24 protein-coding genes are annotated in these 25,881 nt (G+C 73.3%); 10 read left to right on the top strand and 14 right to left on the bottom strand.

Going from position 1 to position 25,881, the window contains the following annotated elements; genetic code table 11:
- Positions 1–129 precede the first annotated feature (129 nt).
- Positions 130–1,164, bottom strand: a complete 1,035-nt coding sequence (locus tag ABT041_RS04215; protein WP_351178646.1) for a LacI family DNA-binding transcriptional regulator — start codon at positions 1,162–1,164, stop codon at positions 130–132.
- Positions 1,165–1,319: 155 nt separating this feature from the next.
- On the opposite strand from ABT041_RS04215, the gene ABT041_RS04210 reads away from it, so the two are divergent.
- The 4 genes from ABT041_RS04210 (at position 1,320) to ABT041_RS04195 (ending at position 5,130) form a co-directional block, all read left to right on the top strand.
- The gene (locus ABT041_RS04210) at positions 1,320–2,561 is read left to right on the top strand and encodes an MFS transporter (RefSeq protein WP_351178643.1); all 1,242 of its coding nucleotides are present in this window, start codon (positions 1,320–1,322) and stop codon (positions 2,559–2,561) included.
- A gap of 120 nt (positions 2,562–2,681) precedes the next feature.
- Positions 2,682–3,389 (top strand): alpha/beta fold hydrolase, encoded by a 708-nt coding sequence (locus ABT041_RS04205; protein WP_351178640.1) that lies wholly within the window; start codon positions 2,682–2,684, stop codon positions 3,387–3,389.
- A 14-nt stretch (positions 3,390–3,403) separates the two neighbouring features.
- A complete protein-coding gene (locus ABT041_RS04200) occupies positions 3,404–3,634 on the top strand; it encodes an NfeD C-terminal domain-containing protein (protein ID WP_351178637.1) in 231 nt (76 codons plus the stop codon).
- A gap of 83 nt (positions 3,635–3,717) precedes the next feature.
- On the top strand, positions 3,718–5,130 hold the full coding sequence (locus ABT041_RS04195) for a flotillin family protein (RefSeq protein WP_351178634.1): 1,413 nt from the start codon (positions 3,718–3,720) through the stop codon (positions 5,128–5,130).
- Positions 5,131–5,491: 361 nt separating this feature from the next.
- Here the strand turns inward: ABT041_RS04195 and ABT041_RS04190 are convergent, their stop codons facing one another.
- From ABT041_RS04190 to ABT041_RS04180, 3 genes are all read right to left on the bottom strand, one after another.
- The gene (locus ABT041_RS04190) at positions 5,492–6,025 is read right to left on the bottom strand and encodes an RICIN domain-containing protein (protein ID WP_351178631.1); all 534 of its coding nucleotides are present in this window, start codon (positions 6,023–6,025) and stop codon (positions 5,492–5,494) included.
- Between the two features lie 375 nt (positions 6,026–6,400).
- The gene (locus ABT041_RS04185; protein WP_167352222.1) at positions 6,401–6,574 is read right to left on the bottom strand and encodes a hypothetical protein; all 174 of its coding nucleotides are present in this window, start codon (positions 6,572–6,574) and stop codon (positions 6,401–6,403) included.
- A gap of 179 nt (positions 6,575–6,753) precedes the next feature.
- Positions 6,754–7,584: a TIGR02452 family protein gene (locus ABT041_RS04180; RefSeq protein WP_351178628.1), complete on the bottom strand. Its 831-nt coding sequence runs from the start codon at positions 7,582–7,584 to the stop codon at positions 6,754–6,756.
- Positions 7,585–7,764: 180 nt separating this feature from the next.
- On the opposite strand from ABT041_RS04180, the gene egtA reads away from it, so the two are divergent.
- From egtA to egtD, 4 genes are read left to right on the top strand one after another with little or no spacing between them, the layout of a single operon-like run.
- Positions 7,765–9,024: an ergothioneine biosynthesis glutamate--cysteine ligase EgtA gene (egtA, locus tag ABT041_RS04175; RefSeq protein WP_351178625.1), complete on the top strand. Its 1,260-nt coding sequence runs from the start codon at positions 7,765–7,767 to the stop codon at positions 9,022–9,024.
- The gene (gene egtB, locus ABT041_RS04170; protein ID WP_351178622.1) at positions 9,021–10,346 is read left to right on the top strand and encodes an ergothioneine biosynthesis protein EgtB; all 1,326 of its coding nucleotides are present in this window, start codon (positions 9,021–9,023) and stop codon (positions 10,344–10,346) included. Before egtA ends, egtB begins: the two co-directional genes overlap by 4 nt.
- A complete protein-coding gene (gene egtC, locus ABT041_RS04165; protein WP_351178619.1) occupies positions 10,346–11,098 on the top strand; it encodes an ergothioneine biosynthesis protein EgtC in 753 nt (250 codons plus the stop codon). The genes egtB and egtC overlap by 1 nt, the downstream gene beginning before the upstream one ends.
- Complete coding sequence (gene egtD, locus ABT041_RS04160) at positions 11,095–12,060, top strand: L-histidine N(alpha)-methyltransferase (protein ID WP_351178616.1); 966 nt, start codon at positions 11,095–11,097, stop codon at positions 12,058–12,060. The genes egtC and egtD overlap by 4 nt, the downstream gene beginning before the upstream one ends.
- Here egtD and ABT041_RS04155 read toward each other — a convergent pair.
- The 3 genes from ABT041_RS04155 to ABT041_RS04145 form a co-directional block, all read right to left on the bottom strand.
- Positions 11,955–12,854, bottom strand: coding sequence for a lysophospholipid acyltransferase family protein (locus ABT041_RS04155; RefSeq protein WP_351178613.1), 900 nt, complete (start codon positions 12,852–12,854; stop codon positions 11,955–11,957). The genes egtD and ABT041_RS04155 overlap by 106 nt on opposite strands.
- The gene (locus tag ABT041_RS04150; protein ID WP_351178610.1) at positions 12,851–13,807 is read right to left on the bottom strand and encodes a GNAT family N-acetyltransferase; all 957 of its coding nucleotides are present in this window, start codon (positions 13,805–13,807) and stop codon (positions 12,851–12,853) included. Before ABT041_RS04150 ends, ABT041_RS04155 begins: the two co-directional genes overlap by 4 nt.
- Before the next feature lie 138 nt (positions 13,808–13,945).
- Positions 13,946–15,196, bottom strand: a complete 1,251-nt coding sequence (locus ABT041_RS04145; RefSeq protein WP_351178607.1) for an extracellular solute-binding protein — start codon at positions 15,194–15,196, stop codon at positions 13,946–13,948.
- 280 nt (positions 15,197–15,476) lie between these two features.
- Between ABT041_RS04145 and ABT041_RS04140 the strand changes: the two genes are divergently transcribed.
- A complete protein-coding gene (locus ABT041_RS04140; protein WP_030219873.1) occupies positions 15,477–15,692 on the top strand; it encodes a dodecin in 216 nt (71 codons plus the stop codon).
- A 63-nt stretch (positions 15,693–15,755) separates the two neighbouring features.
- Here the strand turns inward: ABT041_RS04140 and ABT041_RS04135 are convergent, their stop codons facing one another.
- Positions 15,756–16,244 (bottom strand): phosphatase domain-containing protein, encoded by a 489-nt coding sequence (locus ABT041_RS04135; RefSeq protein ID WP_351178604.1) that lies wholly within the window; start codon positions 16,242–16,244, stop codon positions 15,756–15,758.
- A gap of 511 nt (positions 16,245–16,755) precedes the next feature.
- On the opposite strand from ABT041_RS04135, the gene ABT041_RS04130 reads away from it, so the two are divergent.
- The gene (locus tag ABT041_RS04130; protein ID WP_351178601.1) at positions 16,756–17,418 is read left to right on the top strand and encodes a deoxynucleoside kinase; all 663 of its coding nucleotides are present in this window, start codon (positions 16,756–16,758) and stop codon (positions 17,416–17,418) included.
- A gap of 112 nt (positions 17,419–17,530) precedes the next feature.
- Here the strand turns inward: ABT041_RS04130 and ABT041_RS04125 are convergent, their stop codons facing one another.
- From ABT041_RS04125 to ABT041_RS04100, 6 genes are all read right to left on the bottom strand, one after another.
- Positions 17,531–19,693 carry a M48 family metalloprotease gene (locus ABT041_RS04125; RefSeq protein ID WP_351178598.1) on the bottom strand — a complete coding sequence of 721 codons (2,163 nt, stop codon included), beginning with the start codon at positions 19,691–19,693 and terminating at the stop codon, positions 17,531–17,533.
- Positions 19,690–20,268 carry a hypothetical protein gene (locus ABT041_RS04120; protein ID WP_351178595.1) on the bottom strand — a complete coding sequence of 193 codons (579 nt, stop codon included), beginning with the start codon at positions 20,266–20,268 and terminating at the stop codon, positions 19,690–19,692. Before ABT041_RS04120 ends, ABT041_RS04125 begins: the two co-directional genes overlap by 4 nt.
- Positions 20,269–20,501: 233 nt before the next feature.
- On the bottom strand, positions 20,502–20,924 hold the full coding sequence (locus ABT041_RS04115) for a secondary thiamine-phosphate synthase enzyme YjbQ (protein ID WP_351178592.1): 423 nt from the start codon (positions 20,922–20,924) through the stop codon (positions 20,502–20,504).
- A 31-nt stretch (positions 20,925–20,955) separates the two neighbouring features.
- Positions 20,956–21,723, bottom strand: coding sequence for an ABC transporter ATP-binding protein (locus ABT041_RS04110; RefSeq protein ID WP_351178589.1), 768 nt, complete (start codon positions 21,721–21,723; stop codon positions 20,956–20,958).
- Positions 21,720–24,602: an ABC transporter permease subunit gene (locus ABT041_RS04105; RefSeq protein WP_351178586.1), complete on the bottom strand. Its 2,883-nt coding sequence runs from the start codon at positions 24,600–24,602 to the stop codon at positions 21,720–21,722. The genes ABT041_RS04110 and ABT041_RS04105 overlap by 4 nt, the downstream gene beginning before the upstream one ends.
- Before the next feature lie 12 nt (positions 24,603–24,614).
- Positions 24,615–25,862 (bottom strand): ABC transporter substrate-binding protein, encoded by a 1,248-nt coding sequence (locus ABT041_RS04100; protein WP_351178583.1) that lies wholly within the window; start codon positions 25,860–25,862, stop codon positions 24,615–24,617.
- Positions 25,863–25,881 lie beyond the last annotated feature (19 nt).

Here is a 25,881-nt window from a genome sequence, read left to right as displayed (position 1 = left end):
GCCCCGCCGCCTCAGCTCGACTCCCGCCGGACCCCAGGCGCCCCGCCGCCTCAGCTCGACTCCCGCCGGACCCCAGGCGCCCCGCCGCCTCAGCTCGGCTCCCGCCGGACCCCAGGGCGCGCCGCCGCCTCAGCTCGACTCACGCCGGACCACCCGGGAGTCGAGCAGGTCACGGGAGAGGGGCTCGGCGTCCGGTTCGCGGACGGCGCGGTCGACCAGCTCGGCCAGTTCGCGGCCGACCACCATGTCGATCCGTACGGTGCTGAGCCGGGGCCGCAGCAGCCGGCCGAGGAGCAGGTCGTCGGCGCCGATGACGGCGGTCTCCTCGGGCACGGCGATCCCGGCGTCCTGGAGCGAGCGCATCAGGAGCATCGCGTACTCGTCGTTGTACGCGAAGACGCCGTCGAGCCCGAGCTCGCGCCACCGCGCGGCGAGCGCGTCCGCCGACTCCTCCTCGTACCGCAGCGGCAGGGGTACGACGGTCGCGCCGGTCCCCTCGGCGGCGCGGCGCGCGCCCTCCAGCCGGGGTCCGGAGAACATGGCGAGGCCCGGCTCCTCGGGCACGACGACTCCGATCCGGCGCCGGCCGGTCTCCAGGAGGTGCTCGGTGGCCACCTCGCCGATCCGCCCCTGGTCCATGACGAAGGCGTGGGTGCCCTCGACGCGCTGGGTGCCGAGGGTGATCACGGCCCGGGCCCCGGACCGCTTGAGGATCTCGACACCCTGCCCGGTCAGCTCGATCTCGCCGAGGGAGACCACGGCCACCGGCCGCAGCTCGGCCCAGGCGCGGGCGGCCTCCTCGGCCTCCAGGCCGACGCTGCCGTACTGCACGACCGTGTAGTCCAGGCGGCGCAGGGCCCACTGGAAGTCGTTGAAGAACTGGCTGTAGAGGGGCCCGACGGGGACGTGGGAGCTCGGGAGCAGCACCATGCGGCTGTGGCCCGCGCGCAGGCTGCGGGCCGCGGCGTGCGGGACGTAGCCCAGCTCCTCGGCCGCCTCGCGCACCCGCTGCCGGGTGGGCTCGCTGATGCGGACGGCCGAGGTGTTGTTCAGGACGTACGAGACGGTGGCCCGGGACACGCCCGCGAGCCGCGCGACGTCGGCGCTGGTGGGGACCGCGCGCCCGGTGGGGCGTTCGGGGGACTGTTCGGTTGGCTGAGTCATCGATCCGGCATCTTTCCAGAACAATCCGGCCGGGGGTCTGGCGGATGGCCGGATATGGGTGCTACACAATGCCCACACGTGTCACTGACACGTGTAACCCTATCGCTTCATCCGCTTCTCGCCCCCGCATCGGGCGATCTCTCCAGGAGGGCAAAGTGGCCCTTTCCTCCCCCGCCACCGGAACCGCCGACTCCCCCGCGGCCCCCCGGCCGACGCGCGGCCTGCTGCCCCTGCTGCTCGCCGGCAACACCGCGATGTACGCCCTGTACATCGGCGTCCCCGGCATGCTCCTCGCGCTCCAGATAGAGGCCATCGACCCCGCCGAGAAGGTGGCGAACTTCGGCCTGGTCTCGGGCATATCGGCGATCTTCGCCACCGTCTTCAACCCGGTCGCGGGCGCCCTCTCCGACCGCTCCGGCCGCCGCAACCCGTGGATCCTCGCCGGCGGCCTGCTCGCCCTGCCCGTGATGCTGCTCCTGGGCAGCGTCCACACGATCCTGCTGGTCACCATCGCGTGGTGTCTGGGCCAGGCCGTCATGAACATCTACCAGGCGGCCATCACCTCCGTGGTCCCCGACCGGGTCCCCCTGGCCGCGCGCGGCAAGGCCTCGGCGGCCGTCGGCCTCGGTCTCCCCATCGGCTCCACGATCGGCGCCCTCCTCGGCGCGGCCTTCTCCGAGCACTACCGCACCGGCTACCTCGTCTTCGGCGCGATCGTCGCCGCCACCGCCGTGCTCTTCACCACCTGCGCCCGTGAGGAGCGCATGCCCCCGAAGGCGACGATGCCGGTCAAGGAGCAGATCGCGGCCTTCGGCAGCGCCCTGAAGGACCACGACTTCCGCTGGGCCTTCATCGGCCGCGCCCTGCTCATCCTCGGCTACTTCGCGGTGTCCGGCTTCCAGCTGTACATCCTCAAGGACCACACCGACCTGCCCGCCGGGCTGAGCGCCGAGGAGGCCGTGGCGATCCTCATGCCGGTCAACTCGGTCGCCATGGTGGTCTCCACCGTCCTCGGCGGCTGGCTCTCGGACCGCTTCGACCGCCGCAAGCTCTTCGTCGGCGCCTCCGCCGCGCTCGCCGCCGTGGCGCTGGTCATCCCGGCCGTCTCGTCGAGCTGGACCGCGATGCTGGCGTTCTCCGTCGTCAACGGCCTCGGCTTCGGCTGCTACATGGCCGTCGACACCGCCCTGGTGACCATGGTGCTGCCCAAGGCCGAGGACGCGGCCCGTGACATGGGCGTCCTCAACGTCGCCAACGCGGGACCGCAGATCGTCGCCCCCTTCGTCGCCTCGCTCGTCGTCTCGCTGACTGGCGGATACACGGCGCTCTTCCTGGTCGCGGCCGTACTGTCGGTACTCGGCGCGCTGGCCGTGCGCCCCATCCGCAGCGTGCGCTGACCCCGGTCGGCCGCGCCCGTCCGCGGCGTGCACCGACCCCCGGTCGGCCGCGCTCCGTCCCGCAGCGGGCGCCGGCCTCCCGGGCCGGCGCCCGCCGAGCACCGCAGGAAAGGCGGCACTGTGCGCCTGCACACCACCACGTGGGGATCCGGCGACCGGATCGCCCTGCTCGTCCACGGCATCATGGCCGACCACCGCACCTGGCGCCGGGTCGGCCCGGCGCTCGCGGAGCGCGGCTACCGGGTGATCGCCGTGGACCTGCGGGGGCACGGGGCGAGCGAACGGGCCGCGGGCCCGGAGGCGTACCGCCCGGCGGACTACGCCGACGACCTCGTCGAAACCCTGCCCGCCGGCGCCCGGTTGGCGATCGGGCACTCCCTCGGCGGGCTCGTCCTCGCCCAGGCGGTGGAGCGCCTCGCACCGGCCCGCGCGGTGTACTGCGACCCGGCCTGGCACCTGGCGGCCGGGCCCTGCGGCTACCGGGCCTCGCTGTTCGTCCGGGGCAAGACCATGACCCGGGAGCAGATCCGGGGCTTCAACCCGCACTGGCCGGACGAGGACGTGGACGTCGAGATGGCGTCGGTACGGGACTGGGACGAGCGGACGGCCCACGGCCTCACGCCGTTCGTGGGCGCCGACCTGTGGCCGGACCGGCCCGTGGTGCCCTCCCTCGTCGCCCTCGCCGATCCGAGCACCCTGGTCCGGCCGGAGCACGCCCGGATGCTGGCGGAGCGCGGCTTCGAGCTCCGTACGGTGAAGGGGGCGGGGCACACCGTCCACCGGGACGAGTTCGACGGGTTCATGTCCGCCCTGGAGGGCTGGATCTGACGTACCGTTCAGGCATGGACGACGCGTCGATGTACAGCTCGATGGTGGGACTGCTCGGCCGGGTGACCGGCACCGTCGGCCCCGGGCTCGTCGGCGAGGTGATCGTCCGGATCCGCGGCGGGGCCGAGCACTTCCTCGCGTACCCCGCCACGCCGAAGGAGCGGATCGAGGTCGGAACGGTGGTGATGGTCATGGAACATCTCCCTCCACGCACCGTCTATGTCACAGCCGCGTACGACAGTTGACCGAACCGTTGAGTGTTCGCCCGCCACGGGCGCACACTCCCTTCACCGGATCCGCACGGCTCCGGTGAAGGGGGACCTTGTCCATGGGCATCGGCATTCTGGCGGGAGTCGTCGTCGGCGCTCTCGCCGTTCTGATCGGTGTGTTCAAACTGATGTGGCGCGTCGCTGAACCCAACGAGGCGCTGATCATCTCCGGTTCCAACCACAAGAACGAGGGCCTCGGCGACGGCATGGGGTTCCGCATCGTCACCGGTCGCGGGACCCTCGTGCTTCCCGGCGTCCAGGCGGTACGGAAGCTGTCGCTCGACCTCAACGAGACCCAGCTGTCGGTGGAGTGCGTGACGCACCAGGGCATTCCGCTGAAGGTCCGCGGCGTCGTGATCTTCAAGGTGGGGGACGACTTCGTCTCGATCGCCAACGCGGCCCGCCGCTTCCTCGACCAGCAGAAGCTGATGTCGGAGCGGGTGCACATCGTCTTCGCCGGTCATCTCCGCGCCATCGTCGGCGGGTTGACGGTCGAGGACATGATCCGTGACCGGGAGAAGCTGACCGGGCAGGCGCGGTCGGCCTGTGGCACGGAGATGGAGAAGCTCGGTCTGATCGTCGACTCGCTGCAGATCCACGAGATCGAGGACCCGACCGGGTACATCAAGAACCTGGCCGCACCGCACGCGGCCGCCGTCCAGCGGGACGCGCGGATCGCGCAGGCGGAGGCGAACCGGCGGGCGACCGAGGCCGAGCAGCAGGCCGCGGCGCGCATGTCGGAGGCGACCCGCGACAGCGAGATCCTCCAGGCGGGCTACCAGGCCGAGCGGGACCAGGCCTCCGCCCGGGCCCGGCAGGCCGGGCCGCTGGCCGACGCCGCCTCGCGGCAGGAGGTCGTCGTCCAGGAGACCCGGGTCGCCGAGCTGGAGGGCCACCGCAAGGAGCAGCAGCTCCAGGCGGAGGTCCGCAAGCCGGCGGACGCGATGGCGTACGAGACCCGGACGCTGGCCGCGGCCGAGCGTGACGCCCGGATCTCGGCCGCCGAGGCCGAGGCGAAGGAGACGGAGCTGGCGAGCGCGGCCAAGGCGACGGCGACCCGCCTCACCGGTGAGGCGGAGGCCGCCGCACAGCACGCCAGGGGCCTCGCGATCGCCGAGGCGACGCGGGCGAAGGGTCTGGCGGAGGCCGAGGCGATCAAGGCGCGGGCGGCGGCGCTCGCGGAGAACCAGGAGGCCGTGGTCGCCCAGCAGCTGGCCGAGAAGTGGCCGGAGATCGTCTCGGCGGGCGCCTCCGCCTTCGGGAACGTCGACCAGATGGTGCTGCTCAACGGCGCCGACGGCATGGCGGACGTCTTCGCCAAGGCCCTGACGATGGGCGGAACGGGCCTGGGCCTGGCCCGACAGCTCCTGGCCACGATGAGCCCGGCGACACAGGAGAAGCTCGGCGGGGCGGTCCTGCCGGCGGCACGCACGGAGGAGAGCGTGGAGATCCCGGTGGCCGACGAGAAGTGACGCAGTGCGAAGAACGGGCCCGGCGCCCTGCGTGGCGCCGGGCCCGTTCGTGCGCGCGCAGTTCCTGCGGAGGCGGACGCAGTGATCACCGCCAAGCCTCCGGTCGGGATGACGGGTTGGCCGAAGGCAGCAGAAACGGCAGCCCGTCTTCGCCTTCCCCAGGAGCACGCATCTGCGCCCGTGGCGGGAGAGTGACGCACGGATCCTGGTGCAGTCGTGCCTCGATCCGGTGCCGACCTGGACCCGGCAGGCGGCAGCGGCGAGTTCGTCTCCACCTGGCTGAAGCAGGCGGCGCGACGAAGAGCGGTCCAGCCGGTGAGCAGGGTGTCGGAGTCATGCTCCCCCGACACCCGCCCAAGGGTTACGCGGCGTAGATGTAGAAGTACTGGTTGTCGCCGCTGTGGCAGTCCCACAGCCGCGCGGGGGCGCCGTTGTCCGTGCGCCAGTCAGCTATCTCCAGGCACTTCTGGTCGGCGTACGCCCCGTCCATCCTGAGTCCGCGATCACCGCGGAACATCTGGTTGAGGCCGTAGTGGCAGCCCCACTGGTTGGCGGTCGCACCGTTGTTGCGGTTCCAGCCGCCGATCTCCAGGCACCTACCGCTGTTGACGTTGATGTAGAAGAACGCGTTGGTGTCGTCCGAGAGGCCGTAGCGGTACCACTTCTGGTTGTCGCCATGGTGGCAGTCCCACTGCCGGACGGGCGCGCCATCCGCCTTGCTCCAGTCCGCCACCTCAAGACACTTCCCAGAGTGCGCCGCCTGGATCTCGACGGTGCCCAGGTAGATGAAGGTCGAGGCCTGGGCCGGAGCGGCCGAGAGGCCGAAGACGAGCCCCAGGGAGGCGGCAAGAACAAGCAGCCCGTGCCTGGCACGGGCAAATGCGGTGAGTTTCATGGTCCTCTGCAATCAAGAAGGAGTTGTCCGGCGATCAGCCGGAAACCGATGATCATGATCGCACAGGATTTCGACCAACAAGCCTCACGAACAGCCCAGTTGTGCCATTGCACGAGCTGCAATCACTCGGCTTGGCGGAACCGATTCCTCCGCCTGAAACGGAAAGGGTCCGAAAGCAGTCGCAGCGAGCCTCGGCGACGGTGGCCGTCGCGGTGGAAAACGTACGCGCACCTGCTTCCCCACGAGGACGACACCCCGCGGGACGTGGTGCAGCAATGATTCGGCGAGGCCATCCGGGATGTGCCCTGAATGTGCCCCGCCGTAGATGCCGCTCATGGAATGCCCAGCTCGGAGGGCATTCCGGCAGCCGCCCTGTCAGTTGTGGCCGAACTTGCGTTCCTTGCGGTGGGACGCGTGCTCGACGAGGGATGTCGGTGCCACGTCTCTCGTGGGGGTCGGCGCGCTCTTCTCCTTCGCGGCCGCCTCGGTGCGGTGCTCATGGCCGCCGGTACGGGCTCCCCGGTTCGTCCGGGTCTGTTTCTTGCCCACGATCGTGCCTCCCGTGACGGGTGTCGGACGGTGGTCCGTTCCCCTCAGCCTGGCACGGGCTCGGAAGACCCGCATGTCAGAGCCCCGTGCGGACCCCGCGCCCCCGTCGGGGCGGTGCCCCGGTCCGCCCCCGTGTGGGCAATCGCCCCTTGCGGAACGCATGCCCGCAACGGGGTGTGTCAGGCGTTTCCGGCCAGGACCCGTTGGAACGCTGCCAGCGTCGGGGTGCCCTGCGCCCGGTCCAGGATCGCGAAGACGAGTTCCTCGAAGTGGCCCGCGAAGCGGCCTTCGGCGGTGAGGAGGGTCTTGAAGGCGCCCGCGACCTCGGCCGGGTCGTTCTGGAAGACGCCGCAGCCCCAGGCGCCGAGGACGAGCCGTCGGTAGCCGGCCGCGGCGGCCGTCTCCAGGACGCGTTCCGCGCGGGAGGCGAGGACGGCCGGTACGCGCGCGGCGAGCCGGGGGGTCTGCCGCCGGACGACGCCCGCGTTGGGCGCGGGCGCGGTGAGGAAGCCGACCGTGAAGGGCTCGGCGAGCAGCGCGCCGCGGTCGTCGCGGAAGACCGGGACCCGGGGCGAGTGGATGACCCGGTCGGTGTAGAAGGCGTCACGCTCGGCGCGGTGGTGGGCGTAGTAGTCGGGGGCGCGCAGCAGGGTGGCGTGGAGGGCGGAGGACCGGCAGAGGGCCTCCTCCTGGGCCTGGGCGCCGTTGAGGTAGCCGCCGCCCGGGTTGCGGGCCGAGGCGAAGTTCAGGACGGCGACCGGCGCGTCCGGGTCGGTGCGCCACATGCGGCGGGCGGCCGCGAGGCTGCTCTCGCCGGTGACGGTGAGGGTGGGCGTCCGGTCGGTGTCCGGGGTGACCGGGACGGGCTCGGGACCGTGGAGCCGGGTTCCGGCCAGGGCCGCGGCCAGGTCTTCGGCCAGGGAGACCGTGCGGCCGTCGGGGGCGCGGTAGTGGCCCGCAGCAACGATCACCTCGGTCTGCCGCGCGATCTCGCGCAGTCGTGCACTCATGTCCTCAGAATGATCGTTTCGCCCCCGTGGGGACAAAGGGTTTTCCGGGACTGCGGGGGATTTCGGACAAGCGGGGGCACAGGGGGCGCGTGCGTGCCTCCGGGGGCGCTCTTGCACGCCGCCCCGAGGTGGCTTTAGGTGGAAGCAGCAGCTCGACCCCGAGGACCAGGAGGTGCACGGATGTCGCCGAGCGGCATACCGCGTGGCGGCCCCCCTCTCACCGAGGCGGAGGCGGAGGACCTGCTGCGATGTATCTGCTTCAAGACCGGCCCGCCCCGCACGGTGGGGGTCGAGCTGGAGTGGCTCGTGCACGAGCTGCGCGACCCCCGCCTCCCCGTACGGCCCCCGAGGCTCGCGGCCGCGCTGGACACCGTACGGGCCCTGCCCCTGGTGTCGGCCCTCACGTTCGAACCCGGCGGGCAGCTGGAGCTCAGCTCGCGCCCGGCCGGCTCCCTCATGGAGTGCCTCGACTCGCTCGCCGCCGACCTGGGCGCGGTGCGGGCGGCGCTCGGGCCGCTCGGCCTGACCCTCAGCGGATACGGGGTGGATCCCTGGCACGCGCCGCGCGGCCGGGTGCTCCACGAGCCGCGGTACGACGCGATGGAGACCGTTCTCGACCGGACCGGGCCCGCCGGACGGGCGATGATGTGCGACTCGGCCTCGGTGCAGATCTGCCTGGACGCCGGCTTCGAGGAGCCGGGTCCGCTCGGTTACCACCGGCGCTGGCAGCTCGCCCATCTGCTCGGCGCGGTGCTCGTGGCCGCCTTCGCCAACTCGCCGGTGCACGGCGGCCGCCGCACCGGCTGGCGGTCGACGCGGCAGGCCCTGTGGACGGATCTCGACCCGCGGCGGGCGCTCGCGCCCTCGCCGGACGGGGAGCCGCGCGCGGAGTGGGCGGCGCACGTCCTGGACACCCCGGTGATGTGCGTACGGGCCGAGGAGGGCCCGTGGGCGGTGCCGGAGGGGCTGACGTTCCGGGAGTGGCTGCGGTCGGGTCTCCCCCGTCCGGCCGACGCCGACGATCTGCGCTATCACATGACGACCCTGTTCCCGCCGGTGCGGCCGCGCGGCCATCTGGAGCTGCGGATGGTGGACGCGCAGCCGGGCGCGGACGGCTGGATGGTGCCGGTGGCGGTGACGACGGCCGTGTTCGACGACCCGGAGGCGGCGGAGACCGCGTACCGGGCGGTGAAGCCCCTCGCGGAGCAGGCGGGTTCCGGCCCGGCCCCGCGCAATCCGCTCTGGCTGGCGGCGGCCCGTGACGGTCTCGCCGATCCGGAGCTGCACGCCGCCGCCCGTGCGGTGTTCTCCGCCGCGCTCGACGCGCTGCCCCGGATCGGGGCGAGCGAGGAGGTGCGGCGTGCGGTCGCGGCCTTCCACGAGCGGTATGTGATTCCCGGGAGCTGCCCGGCCGACCTCCTCCAGGTGGTGACGTCATGACCGCGACCGAGACGGGGGCGGGACCCGAGGCCTTGCGGCGGCAGGCCCTCGACGCCCTGATCACCGCGCGGGAGCGCACCGCGCTCCTGACCTCCTGCGTGGAGGACTCCGAACTCACCGCGCAGCACTCGCCGTTGATGTCGCCACTGGTCTGGGACCTGGCGCACGTCGGCAACCAGGAGGAGCAGTGGCTGTGGCGGGCCGTAGCGGGGCGCGAGGCGCTGCGGCCGGAGATCGACTCGCTGTACGACGCCTTCCAGCACCCCCGCGCCGCCCGCCCCTCGCTGCCGCTGCTCTCGCCGGTCGAGGCCCGCCGCTACGCGGCGGACGTCCGGATCCGGGTTCTCGACGTGCTCGAACGGACGCCGCTCGAGGGCCGCCCGCTGCTCGACGCGGGCTTCGCGTTCGGCATGATCGCCCAGCACGAGCAGCAGCACGACGAGACGATGCTGATCACCCATCAGCTGCGGAAGGGGCCGGCGGCCCTGACCGCTCCCCCGCCGCCGGCGCTGCGGTCCGGTCCGCTGCCCAGCGAAGTCCTGGTCCCCGGCGGCCCGTTCACCATGGGGACCTCGGACGAGCCGTGGGCCCTGGACAACGAGCGCCCCGCGCACGCCCGGGTCGTCCCCGCCTTCCACATCGACACGACGCCCGTCACGAACGGCTCGTACCTCGCGTTCATCGCCGACGGCGGCTACACCGAGCGGCGCTGGTGGCGGCCGGAGGGCTGGGCGCAGATCCGGGAGCACGGCATCGGCGCCCCGCTGTTCTGGCGCAAGGACGGCGGGCAGTGGCTGCGCCGCCGGTTCGGGGTGACGGAGCCGGTCCCCGAGGAGGAGCCCGTCCTGCACGTCAGCTGGTACGAGGCGGACGCCTATGCCCGCTGGGCCGGGCGGCGGCTGCCGACCGAGGCGGAGTGGGAGAAGGCCGCCCGGCACGACCCGGTCTCCGGGCGCTCCCGCCGCTACCCGTGGGGCGACGCCGATCCGGGTCCCGAGCACGCGAACCTCGGGCAGCGGCACCTGCGGCCCGCCCCAGCGGGCAGCTACCCGGCGGGCGCCTCGCCCCTCGGCGTACGGCAGCTGATCGGTGAGGTGTGGGAGTGGACGGCGAGCGACTTCCTGCCGTACCCGGGGTTCACGGCCTTCCCGTACAAGGAGTACTCGGAGGTGTTCTTCGGGCCGGAGTACAAGGTGCTGAGGGGCGGTTCGTTCGCGGTGGACCCGGTCGCCTGCCGGGGCACCTTCCGCAACTGGGACCTGCCGGTGCGGCGCCAGATCTTCTCCGGCTTCCGGACGGCGCGGACCGCGGAGCTGGACTGATGTGCCGTCATGTGGCGTACGTGGGCGGGCCGGTGGCGCTGGGAGAACTGCTGGTCCGACCACCGCACGCCCTGCTGCGCCAGTCCTGGGAACCCCGTACGCAGGACAGCGGCGTCGTGAACGCCGACGGCTTCGGCGTCGGCTGGTACGCCGAGGGGGATCCGGTGCCGGCGCGGTACCGGCGGACCGGCCCGATCTGGGGCGACCTGTCCTTCGCGGACCTCGCCCGGGTGGTGCGCTCCCGGGCGTTCCTCGGGGCGGTCCGCGGGGCCACGCTCCCCGGCGCCGACGGGGAGGCGGCGGCGGCGCCGTTCGCCTCCGGGCCGTGGCTGTTCAGCCACAACGGTGCGGTCGGGGGCTGGCCGGACTCGCTCACGGCGCTCGCCGGGGCGCTGTCGGCCGGGGAGCTGCTGCGTCTGGAGGCGCGCACCGACTCGGCGCTGCTCTGGGCGCTCGTCCTGCACCGGCTGCGGGCGGGGGACGCGCCGGGCGCGGCGCTCGCCGACACCGTGCGGGAGGTCGCGGCCGCGGCGCCCGATTCCCGGCTGAACCTGCTGCTCACCGATGGTGAGCGGATCGCCGCGACCGCCTGGCGCAGCAGCCTCTGGTACCTGTCGGGCCCCGGCCTGGTGGCCGTGGCCTCCGAACCGTACGACGACGATCCGCGCTGGCGGGAGGTGCCCGAGCGGACGCTCGTCACCGCCGACCGCGCCGATGTCACCCTCACCCCGCTCAAGGAGCCGTCCGCGTGAGCCCGTTCCAGCTGACCCGCACCCTCGCCGCGGACGCCGCCGGCGCCGATCTGCGCGCCGACGTCCTCCACGGTCTGACCCGCTCCCCCAAGGAGCTGCCGCCCAAGTGGTTCTACGACGCCCGGGGAAGCGAGCTCTTCGAGGAGATCACCCGGCTGCCCGAGTACTACCCCACGCGCGCGGAGCGGGAGATCCTGGTCGCGCGGGCGCCGGAGATCGCCGCCGCGACCGGGGCGCGGACGCTGGTGGAGCTGGGTTCCGGCTCCTCCGAGAAGACCCGGTTCCTGATCGACGCGCTGCTTCCGGGCCTGGACGCGTACGTGCCGGTGGACGTGAGCGAGTCCGCGCTCGTCGGGGCGGCCGAGTCGCTGCTCGCGGACCGGCCGGACCTGTCGGTGCACGCGCTCGTCGCCGACTTCACCCGGGGTCTCGCGCTGCCGGGGACGCCGGGCCCGCGTCTGGTGGCCTTCCTCGGGGGCACGATCGGCAATCTGCTCCCCGCCGAGCGGCGCACCTTCCTGCGCTCGGTCCGCGCCATGCTCATGCCGGGCGACGCGCTGCTGCTCGGCACGGACCTGGTGAAGGACGAGGCCACGCTCGTGGCGGCCTACGACGACGCGGCCGGCGTCACGGCCGAGTTCAACAAGAACGTGCTGTCGGTGATCGACCGGGAGCTGGGCGCGGACGCCGATCCGGCCGCCTTCGACCACGTGGCCGTGTGGGACGCCGAGCAGGAGTGGATCGAGATGCGGCTGCGCGCCCGCCGCGCGCTGACCGTGAAGATCCCCGAGCTGGATCTCGTGGTGCCGTTCGCGGCGGGCGAGGAGCTGCGGACCGAGGTGTCGGCGAAGTTCCGTCAGGCCGGCGTACGGAAGGAGCTGGAGGCGGCGGATATGGAACTGACCCGCTGGTGGACGGACGGCGAGGGCAGGTTCGCGCTGTCCCTGGCGACGGCTCGCTGAGCCGCGGCGGCCAGGGCGCGGCGGTCGAGATACCGAATACTGGATATCGGATCCAGTATTTGAATTTCGGCCACCATCCGCCGTGCGCTGACGACCCGCCACAGGGACGCGCCCAGCGGGTCGTCCCCGACGTACGCGGCGGCTCCGGTGGGCCGGTAGTCGATCCGTACCGGCAGCACCGCGCAACCACTGTCCAGGGCGGCCTGGAAGGCGGCCGGACGGAAGCGCCCCCGGGCCCGCCCGCACCAGGTCGACCCCTCCGGGAAGACGACCACCCGGCCCCCGCCGGCGAGCACCCCGGACATCGCCCGTACGGTGCCGGGCAGGGATCTGAGCCGGTCGCGGTCGATGAAGAGGGTGCCGCCGAGCGCGGCGAGCGTGCCGAGGACGGGCCAGCGGCGTACCTCGGTCTTGGCGACCATCCGGCCGGGCAGTACGGCGGCGACCAGGGGGATGTCCAGCCAGGAGACGTGGTTGGCGACGACGAGCAGTGGGCCGTCGGGGGCGGCGGCCGTCCCCTCGTACCGTACGCGCACACCGAAGGCGCGGACCACCGCCCGCAGCCAGCCACGGACCAGGGCGAGCCGGGCGGCCGCCGGGAGCAGCCCGGTGGCCGGGGCGAGGAGGACGCCGAGGAGGACCGTGCCGATCCCGGCGGCAAGCCGGGCCGCGGCGAGGACGGCACCGGCCCGTTCCGTCGGGTGCTCGGCGCCGCCGGGCGGGTGGGCGGAGCAGTGCCCCGGGGTGCAGGGCGCCGTGGGGAGCCACGGCGACGGGGCCGTGGACCCGTTCACCGTGCCGGGGCGAGCGAGAGGAAGTGGTTGAGGTAGCGCGGGTTGGTGCGGCGCAGCGAGAGGAGGACGTAGAGGTCGGCGACGCCGAAGTCGGGGTCGTGCGCGGGGGCGCCGCAGACCCAGGCGCCGAGCCGGAGGTAGCCGCGGAGCAGCGGCGGGAGCTCGGTGCGGCCCGCGGGGCGGGTGATGCCGTCGGGGCTCCACAGCTTGTGCGGGGTGACCCAGTACTCCTCGGGGGCGAGGTGCTTGGCCTTGACGGTGTCCCAGGTGGCGGCGGCGAGGGTGCCGCCGTCGGCGAGCGGGATCGAGCAGCAGCCGGCGAGCCAGTTGTGGCCGGTGCGGGTCATGTAGCGGGCGAGACCGGCCCAGATGAGGGCGATCACGGCGCCGTTGCGGTGGGCGGGGTGGACGCAGGAGCGGCCGACCTCCACCAGGTCGTGGCGGACGGGGGCGAGCCGGGTGAGGTCGAACTCGCTCTCCGAGTACAGGCGTCCGGCGACGGCGGCCCGGTCGGGCGGCAGGATCCGGTAGGTGCCGACGATCTCGCCGGTGCTCTCCTCCCGTACCAGGAGGTGCTCGCAGTACGCGTCGAAGGCGTCGCTGTCGAGGCCGGGCTCGGGACCGTCGAGCAGCGCGCCCATCTCGCCGGCGAACACCTGGTGGCGCAGCCGCTGGGCGGCCCGGACGTCCTCCTGGTCCCGGGCGAGACCGACGACGTAGCGGGGCGTGGGCTGCTGCGGCTCGGCCGGGCTCCGGGGCGCTACGGGGACGGAGGCGGGCTGGGGCTGTACGGGGACGGCGGCGGCCGGCGGCCGGGCGGGGACGGCGGCCGACGGCTGGGCGGGGACGGCGGGGGCGGGCGTCGGTGCGGGGACGGCGGCCGACGGCTGGGCGGGGACGGCGGGGGCGGGCGTCGGTGCGGGGACGGCGAGCGTGCGGGTCGGTGCCGACATGGCGGGCTCCTCCGGCGGACGGAAGGGGAAGGGGCGGCGCCGGGCCGCGTGAGCGGTGGCCCGGCCCCTTACTTCTTCCGTCGCCGGCTGGATTCGACATGACCGTCCGGGGGCTCGCGGGTGTGCGAACGCTGAATGCTATTCGGCGAGGGTGTCCGTGATCGCGGTCGACGCGACCTCGGCCGCCTTCACGGGGTCCTCGCCCTGGAGGACGGCCGTCATGTACGGCTTGATGGGGTTGTCGGCCTCGACGTCGGCCCACTGCGGGGAGTTGGGGGTGGCCCTGCCGCGTGCGGCGCCCTTCGCCATGACGGCGGTGGCCTCCTGGCCGGCGACGACGGAGGCGAGGCCCTTCTTGTTCGGCACGTAGCCCATCGCGCGGGCGAGTTCGGTCTGCCACTTCTCGCCGGCGAGCGTCTTGACGACGTCGAGGGCCGCGCCGCGCTCGGGCGCGTTCTCCGGGATGATCAGGTCCGAGCCGCCGGTGAAGACGGCGCAGGGCCTGCCGGCCTGCTTGCCGGGTATCGGGAAGTAGCCGAGCTTGTCCTCGAGGTCCGGGTTGGCCTTGAGGATGGCGGCGACGGCGCTGGGCGTGGCGATGAGCTGGGCGACGTCGCCCTTGGCGAAGACGTCGGCCTGCGGCGGGGTCTGCTCGTCGGCGTTCTTCGGGCCGGAGCCGAGGGCCTGGAGCTTCTTGTAGAAGGCCATGCCGCGCTGGGCGGCCGGGCTGTCGAGCGCGCCGGTCCACTGGCCGCCCCGGTCGACGGCGAGTTCGCCGCCCTCGTCCCAGATGAAGCCGGCGAGGGTGTACCAGTCCTGGCCGGCGAGGTAGATGCCCTGGGAGCCGTTCTTGTTGAGCTTCTCGGTGTCGTCGAGCCATTCGGCGCGGGTGGCCGGCGGCTTGTCGAGGCCGGCGTCCTCGAACAGCTCCTTGTTGTAGATGACGATGCGGTTGGCCGCGTACCAGGGGATGCCGTACTGGGCTCCGCCGATGCTTCCGGGCTCGGCCAGACCCGGCAGCCAGTCCTCGCTGCCGAGGTCGCGGACCGACTCCAGGGTGAGGTCGAAGAGCTTGTCGGTGTCGGCGTACTGGGCCACCTGGGTGTTGCCCACCTCGATGACGTCGGGGCCGCCGGAGCCCTGGATCGCCTCGGTGACCTTCTTCCCGATGCCGGTCCACTCCTGGATGGTGAACTCGAGCTCGACCCCGGCGTGCTCCTTCTCGTACGCCTCGGTGAAACGCGAGAGGAAGTCCTCGCTGACGCTGTCCCGCATGAGCCAGACGTTCACGGTCTTCGTCCCGCCGTCCCCGCCGGGCAGCATCCCGCAGCCCGCGAGTGCGAGCGCGGTGGCGGCGGCCAGGGGGCAGGCCAGATGGCGATTCTTCACAGGGGTCACCTTCTGCTCAGGCTCAGCACAGGGTCGTGCGCAGGGGGAGCTGACCCGGCATGGGGGGACCGAACGGGGTGTTCGCGCGGGTATGTGGCCTGGATTCTGGTCTGGACCAACGGGATGGTCAAGTCCTTGACCATCCCGTTGGACACTCTGCCGGGCGATCCGCCCGTTCACCGTCGGTAGTTACCCGCCGGTCGCCCGGCCCCCGTCGTGTCGCGCGCCGACGCGGCCTGGGGCACCGTGGAGGGAACGCACCGAGAGGAGTTCGGCCCCCATGTCGAATCACACCTACCGCGTCACCGAGATCGTCGGCACGTCCACCGAGGGCGTCGACCAGGCCATCCGCAACGGCATCGAACGCGCCTCCCAGACCCTGCGGGGACTCGACTGGTTCGAGGTGACGCAGGTACGCGGCCATCTCGTCGACGGCGCGATCGAGCACTACCAGGTCGGCCTGAAGGTCGGCTTCCGCCTGGAGGACGAGACCTGATCTGATACGGGTGGTGCCAGGGGGGCTGCAGGGCATCCGGTACGGCCCGTCAGGTGCGGCCCGTCAGGTGCGGCCCTCCTTCTCCTGAGCCTCCCTCAGCACCTCGGAGGGCTCCGCCCAGCGGGCCCGTACGACGTGGAAGCCCGCAGCCTCCGCCGCGTCGCAGACCGCCAGGTCGTCGTCGACCAGCATCCTGACCGTGCGGTCGGCGGCGAGGCGGCGCAGGATCTCCACCTTGGTCACCCGGGCGGGCCGGAAGTCACGGTTCCGCCGCATGTGCACGGCCCCCTCCGGGAGCCCCTGCTCGGCCAGCCACTCACGGGTCGCCCGACGGCACCGTTCCGGCCGTCCCGTGAGGTAGACCACCTCGCACTCCTCGGCCGCCTCCAGGCACAGCGCGATCCCCTCCCCCAACGGCGGGTCGTCCGGCGCCGCCGCGAAGAAGGCGTCCCAGTCCTTGGGCTTGCGCTCCAGGAAGTGCTGGCGATGCGCGGTCGCGGCCAGGGTGTTGTCGAGGTCGAAGACGGCCAGGGGCCTGTTGTCCGAAGTCACGCGCCCAGCCTAGGAGCCACGGGAGGCGTTCTCCGCGGGGGCGCTGGAAGCTGAGCCGGTGCGGGGGGCCGCGTCGGCCGGGCAGGTGCGTGGACGCGCATGAGGCCACGGCCCGGGTGGGCGCCGGCCGGGTCGATCACCCCCCGGCCGTCCGCCACGCAGCGGTCCTCGACCGGCAGCCGACCGCGCGAGGCGCCGTCGCACACACGTCGAGCGGCCCCTCCTCCCACTCGGCGATGTCCCCCGGGGCCGACGAGGTCCGGTACGTCACGCGCGTGGAGCCAGCTGGTACGGCGGTGCACCGGCCATCAGGGGGCGAAATCGTCATCTAAAATGCAGGGCGGCCGCGGGGCTGCGGCCTGTCGCAGGGTCTCGGGCCAGACGGTCTCCATGACGTCGATCACGAGAATCCTGGGAATCGTGTGACCACCGGCGCGCGTCTCAGTGGTGCGGGAAGCCCAGTTCACCCCGCCCACGGCAGGAACAGAAGACCCCCAGGGAGAAGTGAGGTATGCCGGTGATCTGCGTCGGAGGCATGATCGGGATCGGCAAGACGAGTGTGGCCGAGATCCTCGCCAAGGAACTGGGCAGCGACGTCTTCTACGAGAGCGTCGACGACAACCCGATCCTTCCGCTCTTCTACTCGGCGAGCCCCGAGGAGATAGAGGCGAAGCGGTACCCCTTCCTGCTCCAGCTGTACTTCCTGCAGACCCGGTTCGCCGCCATCAAGGAGGCGTACAAGCAGGGCGACAACGTGCTCGACCGCTCCATCTACGAGGACTGGTACTTCGCCAAGGTCAACCACGACCTGGGCCGGATCAGCTCGCTCGAGATGCAGGTGTACGAGGGGCTGCTCGACGAGATGATGCGCGAGATCGAGGGCCTGCCGTACCGCAAGGCCCCCGATCTGATGGTCTACCTCAAGGCGGACTTCGAGACGGTGCTGCACCGCATCGGGCTGCGGGGGCGCGATTTCGAGCAGGACGAGAGCCTCGTCGAGTACTACCGGATCCTGTGGTCGGGCTACGACGACTGGGTCCACAAGCACTACTCGGCCAGCGAGGTCCTCGTCGTCGACATGAACCACACCGACGTGGTGAACAACCCCGAGGACGCGGCCCGCGTGGCGCAGGAGGTCAAGGACGCCCTGGCGGCGACGGGCCGCCGCGGCTGAGCGGCCCCACGACCGGTCGCCGATCCGCCGCGGCTGAGCGGCCCCACGACCGGTCGCCGATCCGCCGCGGCTGAGCGGCCCCACGACCGGTCGCTGCGGCTGAGCCCCCGCCCTACCACCGCCGCCGCGTCCGGGCCCGGCGGGCCAGGCGGGCCCGGGCGGCCCGGACGGCGAGCGTGTGGATCACCCAGGCGGGCAGGGTGCCCACGGCGGCGAGCGTGAGGGCCAGGCGGAGGTGGGCCGCGCCGGGGAGCGGGGCGCAGGGGTCGGGGCCCGGGTCGAGGCAGCCCACGAGCCTCGCCAGCACGCCGAAGACCAGCATGCCGAGCAGGCCCGCCCCGAACGCGGCCAGGGCGCCCCGGGCGAGCGGCAGCGGCGCGTGGCCCCCGCCCGCCCAGAAGGCCGCCGCCACCTGGCCGGCCATCAGCACCGCCACCACCATCAGCTCGGGGGCGGGGGCGCCGGTCCACACGACCAGCAGCGCCGACACCGCGGCCGCCGGTGCCACCAGGACGCCGAAGCGGACGAGGGCCCCGGGCGGCGGACCCGGCGGGCCGAAGCCGGTGACGGTGTGCCGGGCGCCGGGACGCCACGACACGTACTGCCCCAGCAGCGGCAGCACCACGGCCGTGAGCATCACCGGCACCACCAGTGATGTGATCCTGCTGAACGCCAGTGCGCCCGCACTGCCGACGAAGACGACCGCGCCCGGCAGCGACGGGGCGATGAACGCCGCCGCGTACAGCACCATCAGCGGCAGCGTCAGCAGGAAGTGGGCCGTCGGGAGCACTCCGGCCGCGGCCACCGCGAGAACCGTCCACAGCACCCGTCGCGGACGGCGGTTGCGGGCCAGGACCGGCCCCCACGCCCCGGCGACCAGTACCAGCCACCGTACGAGGGCCCAGCCGCACAGACTCGTCAGGGCGAGGTACGGGAGGGCCGCCGACGCCCCTTTGCCGCCCACGCTCACCAGGCTGAAGGCCATCGACGAGGACAGCAGCCGGAACACGCCAAGACCGAGGCCCAGACCGAGCCCGGCCCGCCGGACCCGCGCCGGGGTGAGGGAGCCAGGGGCGTGTGTCGCCGCCTGCCACAGCACCGTCCCCGCCGCGCCCACCACCAGGACCCCGGACAGGACCGTCGCGGCGAGCTCCGTGATCGGTCCGGTCTGGCTGCCGCCGCCGATCGGCCCCAGCCGCACCATGTCGTACAGGAAGGCGCCCGCCGCCCCGACCGCGCTCATGTCCCAGAAGCCGACCTCGTACAGGACGCCCCGGTCGGCCAGCGCCCGCGCTCTGCGGGCGAGCGGCGGGTGGACGCTCAGCAGACCACGGCCGGTCTTGGCGCCCGCCCGGACGGGAGCGGCGCCGAACAGCCTGCGCAGGCCGTCGGCCGAGCCCTCCCACTCGGTCACGCGCGCGTCGGCGTACAGCTCCCGGCTCCGCAGCACCGCGTTCCTGAGCAGGATCACCAGTGCGGCGAGGAGCGGGAACTGGACGGCGAAGGCCAGGACCGCCCCCGTCAGCGCGCCCCCCAGGAGCAGGGACGCCGGGGCCGCGACCACGGTCAGGACGCCCAGGGTCGGCATGCTCGCCCGCCACAGGATGAGCGTCAGGAAGGCGATGTCGAGGTCCCGGTTGCGGATGTGCGCCAGTTCATGGAGGACGATGCTCCGGAACGCCGCCCGGTCGAGCGAGTACAGGGTGAGCAGCCCGCCGCTCAGGGCGACCCGGCGCTGTCCGAGGTGCCCGAAGGCGAGGGCGTGGACCGCCGGGTTCAGGGGTTCGGCGAGGAAGCCGACCGGTGCGCGGACGCCCGTCTCGCGGAGCAGACCCGCCAGATAGGCGGAGAGCTCGGGCATACCGGTGAGCGGGCGGTAGCCGCGCCGTCGGGTCCGGTGCCGGGGCAGGCCGATGTAGGCGCCGAGGAGGGCGAGGATCAGGCCGGCCGAGACGGCGGCGGTGACGAGTCCGCTCGTGTCGGCGCGGGGGTCCCGGCAGTCGCCCATGTCGAGCTCCGTGGGGATGCGGATGTCCGTGGCGGATCCGCGTTCACGGGCGGCCTCCTCCGTCGCCCGGGCGTAGCAGTCGTGGTACTCCTGCAGCTCCTCCCACCGCACCGAGGACAGGAGGACGGAGGAGGTGCCGTTCACCAGGAGGGCCGAGACGGCGGCCATGGCGGCGATGAGCAGCGCGAAGCGTACGGAGGTGCCGGAGGGAAGCGTGAAGGGGCCGAGGCGGCCGGGCGCCGCCGGTCCCGGCGTGCGCCGCGTCACCGCGCGGCCTCGGCCGGCCCCTCCCCGCCCGGCTCTCCGGCGTCCGGCCGTACCGGGGTCAGTGTGGCGAGCTCGGCGACGATCCCGTCCGCGATCGCCTGCGCCTGCGGCTCGGGCACCCGCCACCGGAGCGCCGCCTGCCGGGCCACCTCGCGCAGCCGGGTCAGCTGCTCGGCGGTCAGCCGCTCCGGCTCCACGGGCGGGGCGGCGGGTTCGAGGGCCTGTCTACCGCGGCGCCGTAACAGCCGCGGCAACAGCCGGTTCCGGGTGGAGTCCACGGCCTCCGCGGTGGACTGCTGCGCGAGGTGGTTGAGGACCTGGGCCGCGGCGGAGAGCGCCGCGGTGCTGATGACCGCGGCGACCACCTCGAGGCCGATCGCCAGCGGCTCGTCCCGGTGGACCGGCCACAGCCGGTACTGCGCGGACGACCGGTGAAAGGCCTCGGCCGTCATCGGAAACTGCGCCAGCTCGTGCGGCGCCGCCATCTCGACGGCCCGGCGGGCGAGCCGGGTCGCCGTCGCACTGTCGTAGCGTGCCGTGTCGCCGTCCGCACCCCGGTACTCGTATCCACGCATCCGATCGGACACCTCCCCCGCCGCCCGCCTCACCGCCAACTCGTCATGATGCCAGCGAAGTTGGACACGAGACGAGGGGGACGCGAGAGGCACCGACCGGATCCGGCCGACGCCGCGGCGAGCGCGCCCCGACGCCCGCCCGCCGAGCGCCTGCGCGTATGAGCGGCCTGGGGGATTCCCCGGCTACCGGCCGGGGGAATCCGGCTCCCGCCGCAAGCGGTCCCGCCGCGCCGCTACCCGAGGAACGACAAGCGAACCTGACGGTCCGCGTTGTCCTTGTTGGTGTCCACCAGGCACACCGACTGCCAGGTGCCCAGGGCCATTTCGCCGTTGATCACGGGGATCGTCGCGTGGGGCGGGACGATGGCCGGCAGCACGTGGTCGCGGCCGTGGCCCGGGCTTCCATGGCGGTGCTGCCAGCGTTCGTCCGCGGGGAGGAGGTGGTGCAGCGCGGACAGAAGGTCGCGGTCGCTGCCCGCGCCCGTCTCGATCAGCGCCACACCCGTGGTCGCGTGCGGCGCGAAGACGTTCAGGAGTCCGTCCCTGCCCCGTGCCACCTCGGCCAGGAAGGAGGAGCACTCCCGGGTGAGGTCGTGGACGGTTTCCGCTCCCCCGGTGGTGACGTCGAGGACGCGGGTCTGGAATTCGTGGCTCATGCCCTCATGGTGTGCGGACGGAGCGCCCCACTCAAACTTCACACGCAGGCGGCTCCTCCCCACTCCGCGGGCCCGCCCCGAGGTACGCCTCCCGCACCGCCGGGTCCGCGTGGACCTCGGCCGGCGTCCCCTCGGCCAGGACCCGGCCCAGGTCGAGCACGACGACGCGTGAGCACAGTTCCATCACGAAGGCCACGTTGTGCTCGACGAGCAGCACCGCGCAGTTCTCCTCGTCGGCCATGTGCCGTATCACGGCGGCCAGTCTGCGCCGCTCGTCGGCCGTCGTCCCGGACGCGGGCTCGTCGAGGAGCAGGACCCGGGGCGGGTCGGCGAGCGCGCGGGCCAGCTCGACCATGCGGGCCTGTCCGACGGGCAGGCCGCCCGCGTACGAGCCGGCGAGCGCGTCGATACCGCACTCGTGCAGCACGGCGGCCGCTCGTTCCCGGTGGCGGCGCGCCGCGGGCCGTACCCCGCCCCGCCGGTCCAGCGCCACGACGAGATTGTCCGCCACCGTCAACTGGCCGAAGAGCTGCTGCCGTTGGAAGGTGCGGCGGATCCCGTGCCGGGCCCGCCAGACGGGGGACCTGCGGGTGATGTCCGTACCGTCGTACGCGATGGTCCCCGCGTCCGGCCGCCGCATCCCCGACAGCACGTCGAAGAGCGTCGTCTTGCCCGCGCCGTTCGGACCGATGAGGCCGCAGATCTCACCGGGTCCGACGGAGACGCTCACATCGCGCAGGGCGTGGACGCCGCCGAAGCTGACCTCGATCCCGCTCGCGCGCAGCAGCGTGCGGCTCATCGGCGTACTCCCGTCCCCAGGTAGGCCTCGGCGAGCCGGTCCCGGTCCACCTCGGACCGGGGCCCGGACCAGGTGATCTCGCCCTGTGCCAGGTACGCGACGGTGTCGGCGATCCCGAGCACCTCGGCCGCCTTCTCCTCCACGAGGACCAACGCGGTTCCGCGGCACCGGAGTTCGGTCAGGAGCCGGAAGACCTCGTCCACGACGCGTGGCGCGAGACCGAGCGACGGTTCGTCGGCGACGAGGACCGCGGGCGGTCGCTGGAGGAGCGGCGCGAGGGCGAGCAGCTGCTGCTCGCCGCCCGACAGGGATCCGGCGGCGACGGCACGTCGGGCGGCGAGCGCCGGGAACCGCTCGTACACGGCCTCGCGGTCCTCGGCGCCCGTCAGCTGGAGGGCCAGGTTCTCCTCGATCGAGAGTCCGGCGAAGACGCCCCGCCCCTCGGGGGCCAGCCGCACCCCGCGGCGCGCCCGGGCGACCGCCGCGTCGCGGGTGGCGTCCTCGCCCCGTACCCGTACGAGACCGCCGGCCGGCCGGAGCAGTCCCGCCGCGACCCGGCAGAGGGTGGACTTCCCGGCGCCGTTGGGCCCGAGCAGCACCAGCACCTCACCGCCGCGCACCGTCAGATCCACTCCGCGCAGCACGGGCGCCGCGCCGCCGTACCCGGCGTGTACGCCGCTCAGTTCGAGGGCGGGAGCTGACCCGCCGCGCGATTCCGGGGTCGCGCCTGGGGCGTCGACGTACCGCTTCGTCGTTCGCGGGGCGGGTTCCGCCGTCCCGTCTCCCGCACCGCCCCGCGGCGCGAAGTCGCCGTCGTCCCCGGGGGTCCGGGGGCTGGTCCCCGGTTTCGGGAAGGGGCGGGGTGGGGGAACGGACCCCGGGCCGGCCTCCGCCAGAGGCCCGCGCGCCGCCTCAGCCAGAGGCCCGCGCGCCGCCCCCGCCAAGCGCCCCCGCGCCGCCCCCGCCTTCGCGGCCCGCCGTGCCGCCAGTCGCGACGGCAGTGCCGCGCAGTACCCGTCCGGGTCGTTCGCCAGCGCGAGTCCCGCCAGGCCGAAGAGGATCACCGGCAGATGCGCGGACTCCGTCACGTACTCCGTCATCAGGTGCGGGACCACCGCGAAGACGAGCCCCGCCACCACCGCGAACTGCGGCCTGCGCACGCCCGCCGCCACCACGACCGCCAGCCACACCAGGCCCGTCATCGCCGTGAAGTCCGTGGCCGTGATCCTGGTGTTGTACGAGGCGTAGAGCACCCCTCCGAAGCCCGCGAGGCCCGCCGACACCGTGAAGAGCAGCAGCTTCGTCCGTACCACCGACACCCCCGACGCCGCGGCGGCCTCCGGTGCCGAGCGGACCGCGAGCATGGCCCGGCCCCAGCGGGAGCCGCGCAGCCGGGTGAGCAGCGCGACGAGCACGCCACTGAGCAGCACGAGAGCGAGCCCCAGCGCCCGGTCGTCGCCCAGGTCCAGCGGTCCGGCCACCGGTCGCGGGATCTCCCAGCCGGTGTCGCCGTTGCGCAGCCATCCGAGCTGGAAGAGCACCTGGTCCGCGAGGAACGCGAGTGCCAGGGTGGCCAGGGCCAGCGATCTGCCGCCGAGCCGCAGGGCGGGCAGTGCGACCACCGCGCCGAGCAGGGCCGCGGCCGCCGTGCCGGCCGCCGCCGCGGCGACGAAGGGCCAGCCGTGGCTCATCAGCAGGCCCGCGACGAGGGCCGCGCCGGTCACGAACGTCGCCTGGGCCAGCGACACCATCGCGCCGAGACCGGTGACGACCGTGAACGACATGAACACGAGCCCGATCGCGAGCCCCTGGGCCAGGATCCCGCTCCAGAAGGGCGTGGTGACCGTGTAGAAGGCCGTGCCGAGGAGCACTCCGGCCGTCAGCCACGCGCCCCAGCGGCGGCCCCACCCCTTCCCGCCGGGGTACTCCACCGGCGGCGGGTCCGCGGCCGCCGTGCCCGCCGCGCGGCCGCGCCGCCGGCCCAGGACGACGAGACCGGCGAAGAGGATGAGGAACGGGACGGCCGTACGGAAGCCGGTGATGCCCTCGGCGAACGACGCGTACCCCGCCACCAGGTTCTGCAGCACCCCGAGCCCGAGGCCGCCCGCGAAGGCGAGCGGCGCCGACGCGAAGCGCCCGAGGACCGCCGCGGTCGCCGAGACGAAGAGGAACAGCGTGTAGTCGTGCGCGGAGAGCCCGAGCAGCGGGGTCGCGAGGACCCCGGCGAGGCCCGCGAGGCCGGAGGACAGCATCCACGCGATCGAGGAGAGCCGGTCCGCGCTGATGCCCCGCAGCTCGGTCAGCGCACGGTTGTCGACGGCCGCGCGCAGCCGCAGGCCGAGCGCCGTGTGCCGCATCAGGACCCACAGGCCGGCGGCCGCGACGGCGGTGGCGATCCAGGTGATCAGCTGGTCGGAGTCGATGCCCACGCCGTCGAGCGGCTGCCAGGACACGGCGGGGCTCGGCCCGACGCCCGGCAGGCCGAACTGGTTCTCGGCGGGCTTCACCGGGGCGCCCGCCCGCTCCAGGAGTTCGACCCCCCACAGTCCGGCCGCGGGCAGCGCGACGAGCAGACCGATCGTGGCGACGATCTGCGCCGTCTCGCCGACGCCGGCCAGCTTCCTGAACATCAGCCGGTCCAGGCCCCGGCCGAGGCCGGGCGCCACCACGAACACCAGGAGCAGGGCGGTGGGGACGGCGGGCCAACCGAAGCCGGAGCGGAGTTCGTGGAACGCGAGGGCGCAGAGGTAGGCGGTGGCGCCGTGCGCGAAGTTGAAGAGGCCGGAGGCGGAGTAGGACAGCACGAGGCCGGTCGCGAGCAGCGCGTACAGCGCGCCCGAGACCAGCCCGCTCAGGACGAAGCCCAGCAGGTCACCCACGTGGCGCGCCCCTCAGCCGAAGGGGATCGGCGGGTAGCACCTGAAGGGCACGGCCACCTCGTACCGCCCGTTCTTCAGCCGGACGAGCGCGCCGCAGCCGAAGCTCTCCTTCTTCCCCTTGGGCTCGGCGCGGTCGCCGACGAGCGTTCCGGTGTCGGAGAAGCCCTCGGCGGCCTTCTGGAAGGAGTCGACGGTGAGGTCCCTGCCCGCCTTCGCGGCGATGGAGAGGAAGAGGTCGGCACTCATGTAGCCCGTCATCATGTGCATGTTGAGGGGGACGTCCTTGCCGCCCGCGGCCTTCTTGATGTCGGCCTTGAACCGGCGCATGGCGGGGCTGTCGGACTCGAAGGGCTGGAACTGCAGGAGTACGTGCACCCCGTCGAGGGCCTGCTTCGTCGCGTCCTTCGCGAGCAGCCCGGGGTCGTAGTCCGTCGGGTCGGAGATGACGCCCTTGTAGCCGGACCGCTTGAGCGCGGTGAACAGGCCGATGTTGTACGGCGTCTGCATCACGGAGACCACGGCGTCGGGTGCGGCGCCGCCGGGGCCGGAGCGGAGGATCTCCTTGGTGTACGCCGACCAGTCGCTGGGCATCGAGGTCGCGGGCACCACGGCCTTGGCGTACGGGACCTGGAATCCGGCCGCCTTGAAGCCCCGGGTGAAGGTGCGGATGCCGAACTTGCCGGCGTCGTTGTCGCCGGCGATCAGCGCGACGGACTTGCCGCGGGCTCCGCCGAGGACGGCCGCGAGGCCCTCGGGCCAGGTCTGGTTGAGGGTGCCGCCGGGCATCGGGACGAGGCAGCCGTTGAAGCCGTAGAGGTGCGCGGGTCCGCAGAAGGAGGGGAGCGTGCCCCAGCCCACCGTGGGGACCTTCTGGGCGTCGAGGAAGTCGGCTCCCGCGAAGGTGACCGAGCTCATGGGCGAGACGGCGAAGACCTTGTCCTGCTGGACCAGCTTGCGGGCCGCCGCGAGGTTCCTGGCGGGGTCCTGGCCGTCGTCCTCGGCGCCCAGGTACTCGATCCTCCGTCCGTTGATGCCGCCCTCGGCGTTGGCCCGGTCGTAGCGGGCGCGCGCGCCGAGGTCGGTGTCCTTCTTGGAGTAGCCGCTGGCGGTCGTCATGGAGACGATGCCACCGACCCTGATCGTGTCGGCGGTGACTCCGCGTGCGGCGGAGGGTGTGCTTCCGCCGGTGGAGGCGGAGTTGCAGGCGGTGACGAGGAGCAGGGCGAAGGCGGCGGCGATGACGCGCAACGGTCGAGGCACGGGCGGATCCCTCCGTCGG

Source organism: Streptomyces sp. NPDC002825, assembly GCF_040295385.1.
Taxonomy (GTDB): Bacteria; Actinomycetota; Actinomycetes; order Streptomycetales; family Streptomycetaceae; genus Streptomyces.
This window is presented reverse-complemented; position numbering and strand designations above follow the sequence as displayed.